The 4,755-nt window shown below is 31.6% G+C and carries 4 protein-coding genes and 2 pseudogenes; 1 reads left to right on the top strand and 5 read right to left on the bottom strand.

Going from position 1 to position 4,755, the window contains the following annotated elements:
* From WBY99_RS03260 to WBY99_RS03240, 5 genes and pseudogenes are all read right to left on the bottom strand, one after another.
* Positions 1 to 220: pseudogene (locus WBY99_RS03260) on the bottom strand (MarR family transcriptional regulator); the annotation flags it as partial.
* A gap of 164 nt (positions 221 to 384) precedes the next feature.
* Positions 385 to 1,308, bottom strand: a complete 924-nt coding sequence (locus tag WBY99_RS03255; protein WP_423974906.1) for an ABC transporter ATP-binding protein — start codon at positions 1,306 to 1,308, stop codon at positions 385 to 387.
* 52 nt (positions 1,309 to 1,360) lie between these two features.
* Complete coding sequence (locus tag WBY99_RS03250) at positions 1,361 to 2,275, bottom strand: FecCD family ABC transporter permease (protein ID WP_423974907.1); 915 nt, start codon at positions 2,273 to 2,275, stop codon at positions 1,361 to 1,363.
* Positions 2,276 to 2,395: 120 nt separating this feature from the next.
* Complete coding sequence (locus WBY99_RS03245; protein ID WP_423974905.1) at positions 2,396 to 2,968, bottom strand: TlpA family protein disulfide reductase; 573 nt, start codon at positions 2,966 to 2,968, stop codon at positions 2,396 to 2,398.
* 101 nt (positions 2,969 to 3,069) lie between these two features.
* A pseudogene (locus WBY99_RS03240) lies at positions 3,070 to 3,368 on the bottom strand (GxxExxY protein).
* A 289-nt stretch (positions 3,369 to 3,657) separates the two neighbouring features.
* On the opposite strand from WBY99_RS03240, the gene WBY99_RS03235 reads away from it, so the two are divergent.
* On the top strand, positions 3,658 to 4,755 hold a 1,098-nt coding region (locus WBY99_RS03235), incomplete at its 3' end, for a 2Fe-2S iron-sulfur cluster-binding protein (RefSeq protein ID WP_423974904.1).

Here is a 4,755-nt window from a genome sequence, read left to right as displayed (position 1 = left end):
TAATGATTCTGGTGAGAGAAGTAGGTTCAATCGCCATTTTCGGACCAAGATTCGTGCTTCGTGTTCCTTCTTTTGGATCAATTTTCAAAAGCGTTAAAGCTTGTACTGCGGTCGCATCGTGATCTTGCGCCATTTCCGAATACATCTTGGAAACAGCCAACCATGTAGATTTCAAAATGAGATCTACATTTTCAACTTTTTCGTCGTTTTTTTTATCCATAATTGTTTGTAATGTGGTTATCCAAATATAAATAATATTATGCATGCATAGTATATTTAATTTGTTAATTTTTTGTTAAAGGTTGATAACTAGTTACTTAAAAAGTATGAATCGCATAATACTATGCATGCATAGTATTTAAAAAAAGTCAGTGAAATGAGGATTTATTGAAGATTTTGAAGGAAATGAGTGATTTCCTCAAAAGAATTAAATTTTCGGTGAAAACTATGAGTTGAAATCTCCCAAAAACGGTCTTTAAACTCAAATTTAAGAAAAGAAAGATTTTTATTGAAGTTTTTTTGAAGAAAAGAATACAGCATTTCTTTCTGCAAAGTGGGCGCAAAAATTTGCGGTGCACGAAATTCTTTATTAAAATTAAAAAGCTTTGGATTTAGTAATTCATCATGTTTCATTAAAATATCTTCAGCGATTCCGGCGTTCAGTTTTTCGTCGTTGATCAACCATATTTTATCCGAAAATTCCTTTGCCAATCTCCAATCGTGGGAAGAAAAAAGAATAAGTTTGTTTTGGGTTTTTGCTAAATTTCTCAGCAATTTTAGAATGATAATTTTATTTTCTTCATCCAAATGAGTTGTGGGTTCATCCAAAATAATCATCGGTGAATTTTGCGCCAAAGCTCGACCAATAAACGCTTTTTGAAGATTTCCATCGGACAGTTTTTGTAAAGGAAAATCTCGATATTGCGTTAAATTTAAACTTTCGATAATTCCTTCAACTTCTTGTTTATCAGTGCTTTTTAATTCAAAATAATACGGATAATGAATGTATTTCCCCAAAGAAATTAAATCGGTCAAAGTATAATTTGCAGGAATTTGAGATTTCGAAAAAACCACTGCGATTTGTTCTGCTATTTCTTTATTGGAAAGTATTTTTATATTTTTTTGTCCGAGAAAAACTTCACCTTCTAATAGCGAAATTTGATTTAGAATGCTTTTTATTAAAGTTGTTTTTCCAACGCCGTTATTTCCAATCAAAAGACAAATGTCGCCTAAATTCAACGAAGTTTCAACGCCTTTAATTAAAGGAGTTTTGTAACCGATTGTTGTATTTTTTAATTCTAAAAACATTTATTTCTCACAGATTTCACGGATTTTTAAATCACTTTTAGTCTGGCTCTTTTTACTTGGCTCTTTTACTATTCATCATCATCAAAATTACAGGAATTCCGAAAAGTGAAGTTATCACATTCAGCGGAAACTGCGTGGTTTCAGAAACGATTGAAAAAACTTCCATGATTAAAATTCCTAAAATCATGTTTAAAATCCATTGTTGCCACAATTTTGCGGGATTAAAAATCATTCTGCAAAAATGGGGAACGACAATTCCGATAAATAAAATGGGTCCTAAAAACGCCGTAACAGAAGCGGAAAGTAGGGAAGAAGCGATGATAATTAAATATTTTAACCGATTCAGATTTACGCCCAAACTTTGTGCGTAAGAAGTTCCCAAACTATTTCCTATTAATGGTTTTATGGATTTAAAACTTAAAATTAAACCAAAAATCACAAAAAAACATAAAACCAAAATTTGATTAAAATTAACCTGATTATTCGCCCCGAAACTCCATAAAATATAATTTTTCAAACTTTGATTTTCAGCATAAAGTTGCAAAATAGAAACCACCGCTCCCGCTAATGCTGAAACCAAAAACCCGAAAATAATCAAGAAAGATTTGTCTTGAAATTTATTGGAAAAAGCCAATAGAATCAGCATTAAAACCAAACTTCCAGCGATGGCAGAAATGCTCAAAAAACTATTTTGTAAAAATTCGGGAAGAATAAAATCCTGAGAGAAAAAAATGTAAAAAGCGACACTCAAACTCGCGACAGAAGTTATTCCTAAAACAGAAGGACCCGCCAAAGGATTCTGGAAATATTCTTGCAACAAAAACCCCGAAGTTGGAATTGAAATTCCAGCCAAAATCATCACCAAAACCCGATTGATACGAAGTTGTGCGATTTGTGAGTTTTCAGAATTTGAAGAGAGAAAATCAGCGAAACTGAGTTTCAAAAAACCTATATTCAAGTTCATCATTACCGAAATAAAGATTCCGATAATGATGAAAATACAAGTAAATTTAAAGCTATTTTTCACGCAAAGCCGCAAAGTTTTCACGCAAAGAACACAAAGAAAATCTGTGTAATTTGTGGGAAATTATTTAAAAGAATTAATTTTTTCAGAAAGCATTTCTCCGCTCATCATTCCCACCGTTTCGTCTGTTTTATCTCCTTTTCGCATGAAGGTAAATGGAATGGAACCGCCGTCCCATTGTTTGAAATTGGTAAGAAAAAACTCGTGATTGAGCTGCTCGCCATCCAAAAGAACGATGTTTTTAGAAAGGTTGTTTTCTTCTGCAAATTTTTTCACTTTGGTTGCCCAATCTTCTTTTGCATCCAAACCAACAAAAGTAAATTTCACAGGTTGCGATTTTAATTCAGCCATTTTCTCTTTAAAATGAGGAATTTCCCGCATACATGGTCCGCACCAAGTCGCGAAAAAATTAGTTACATATAACGTATCGTTGTTTTGTTTTGTCAAAATTTTTGTGGTTTGATCGGGTGTTAATTCGATTTGTTTGAACGGGATTGTAGCTTCTGAAACTTCGTTGTATTCCGAAATGTTCACAGAGTCTGAAGTTAAGTAACCAGGCAATTCTTCAGTTTTCGTTTCTTTCTTACAAGCAGAAACCATTGCCAAAATCATTACACTTAGAATTAATTTTTTCATTTTATTTTTTTATTTATCGCAAAGGTAAACAAAGATTTTTGTTACTTAAAATGCAGCTTTTAAGTCAGACAAGGGCGTTTCACTTATCATTGAAAAACAATTTAATCCAAACCATTTGCGACTCTTTTTACGCGGTCTTTAAACAAACTTGAATTGAAATTTAAAAGCATTCCAAGTTTCAAATAATTTTTAAGTTGAGATTTATCGAAACTGCTTATAAATTCTACAGATTTAATTTCTATAACGACTTTATCCTCAATCAACAAATCCATTTTATAAGCGTTCTCAATTTTCAATTCTTCGTAAATGATAGGTTGATATTTCTGTCTTTCAACTTTTAACCCACTTTTTTCAATTCATAAACTAAACATTCTTCATAAACCCTTTCATATAAACCCATTCCTAATTTTCTATGAATTTGTAAACCCAATTCAAAAACAATTTTTGAGATTTCATTTTCTGTCATATTTTGTGTTTTAAAGTTTTTTCAACGAAGAATACATCTGTTGCTTTTTCAACTTTGTATTTCTTAAAATAATCGAAGGCGCCTTTGTTTGTCTTAAAATGTTTTCAATATTTTCCAAAGAATCTTTGTTTAGCCTTGCGTTATTTATCCACAAATAAAAAAGCAAAAAATTCAAATCTACTTTAAATCATAAAGTTTTATTATTTTTGAATCTTAAATGAATATGGAAAAACTCTTACCTAAAGCAAAGCAAGCCGAATTCCATTGGCTAAAATTAGCGAAAAAGCTACAACTGACCAAAAACACTTTCGTACTGGAATTTGAAATTCCAGAATCGCTGAAGAAAAATTATCAATTCGAAGCCGGGCAATATGTTACCATAAAATATCCGTCGAAAAACGAAATTTTCCTGAACGATTTTTCAATGACTTCGGCTCCTTTTGAAGGCAAAATTTCTTTAGGAATTAAAATGAATAACGAGGAAAGTTCGACCAAAGACTTATACAACGATTTCGAAATTGACAACGAAGTTGAAGTTTCGGAACCAAAAGGAAGATTTACATTGGATTCTAAACCACACGAATTCCGTACTATCATTGGTTTTGCGGGCGGAATTGGAATTACTCCCATTTTGAGTCATTTCAAAAACATTCTGCATAATGAACCTAGAACAAGACTTTTCCTTTTTTACGGTAATAAAAACAAACGAGATATTCCCTTTAAAAGTGAATTAGATGAATTGATAAAAAAACATCCAAATCGTTTGGAAATTCACTACTTTTATTCCCAGGAAAAAATAGGAAATGGTTTATTTGAAGGTCGATTAGATGCAAAGAAAGTTGCTTTAATCATCAATCAGATTTTGCAGTTAGACGATACCGATGAAGAAAGTACGATTTGGGATGCTGTAGATGAAGTTTTGATTTGTGGGAAAGGCGAAATGATCAAGTCGATTGCAAATGCGTGTTACCATCACGGAATTCGGAAAAAGAATATTCATTTTGAATTGTTTGAAGAATTTAATGAAGATATTTATCCTGTTGAAAAAGAATTTCCTTTAATGGAAAATATTGAGGTTGATTTTAAACTTTTTAATAAAAATTATAAAACGACTTTAAGCAATAATAAAACACGACTTTTACAACAGCTTTTAATTCAAAAATTCCCGGTGCCTTATTCCTGTAAATCCGGAATTTGTGGAAGTTGCGAATGTATTTTGGAAGAAGGCGAAGTAGAGCTTTTAGAAAATGAATATTTAACCGAAAAGGAAGAAAAATCGGGAAAAATATTGGCTTGTATGTCGGTCGTTTTAAGTAAAAAT

This window comes from Kaistella sp., assembly GCF_049588135.1.
Classification (GTDB): domain Bacteria; phylum Bacteroidota; class Bacteroidia; order Flavobacteriales; family Weeksellaceae; genus Kaistella.
This window is presented reverse-complemented; position numbering and strand designations above follow the sequence as displayed.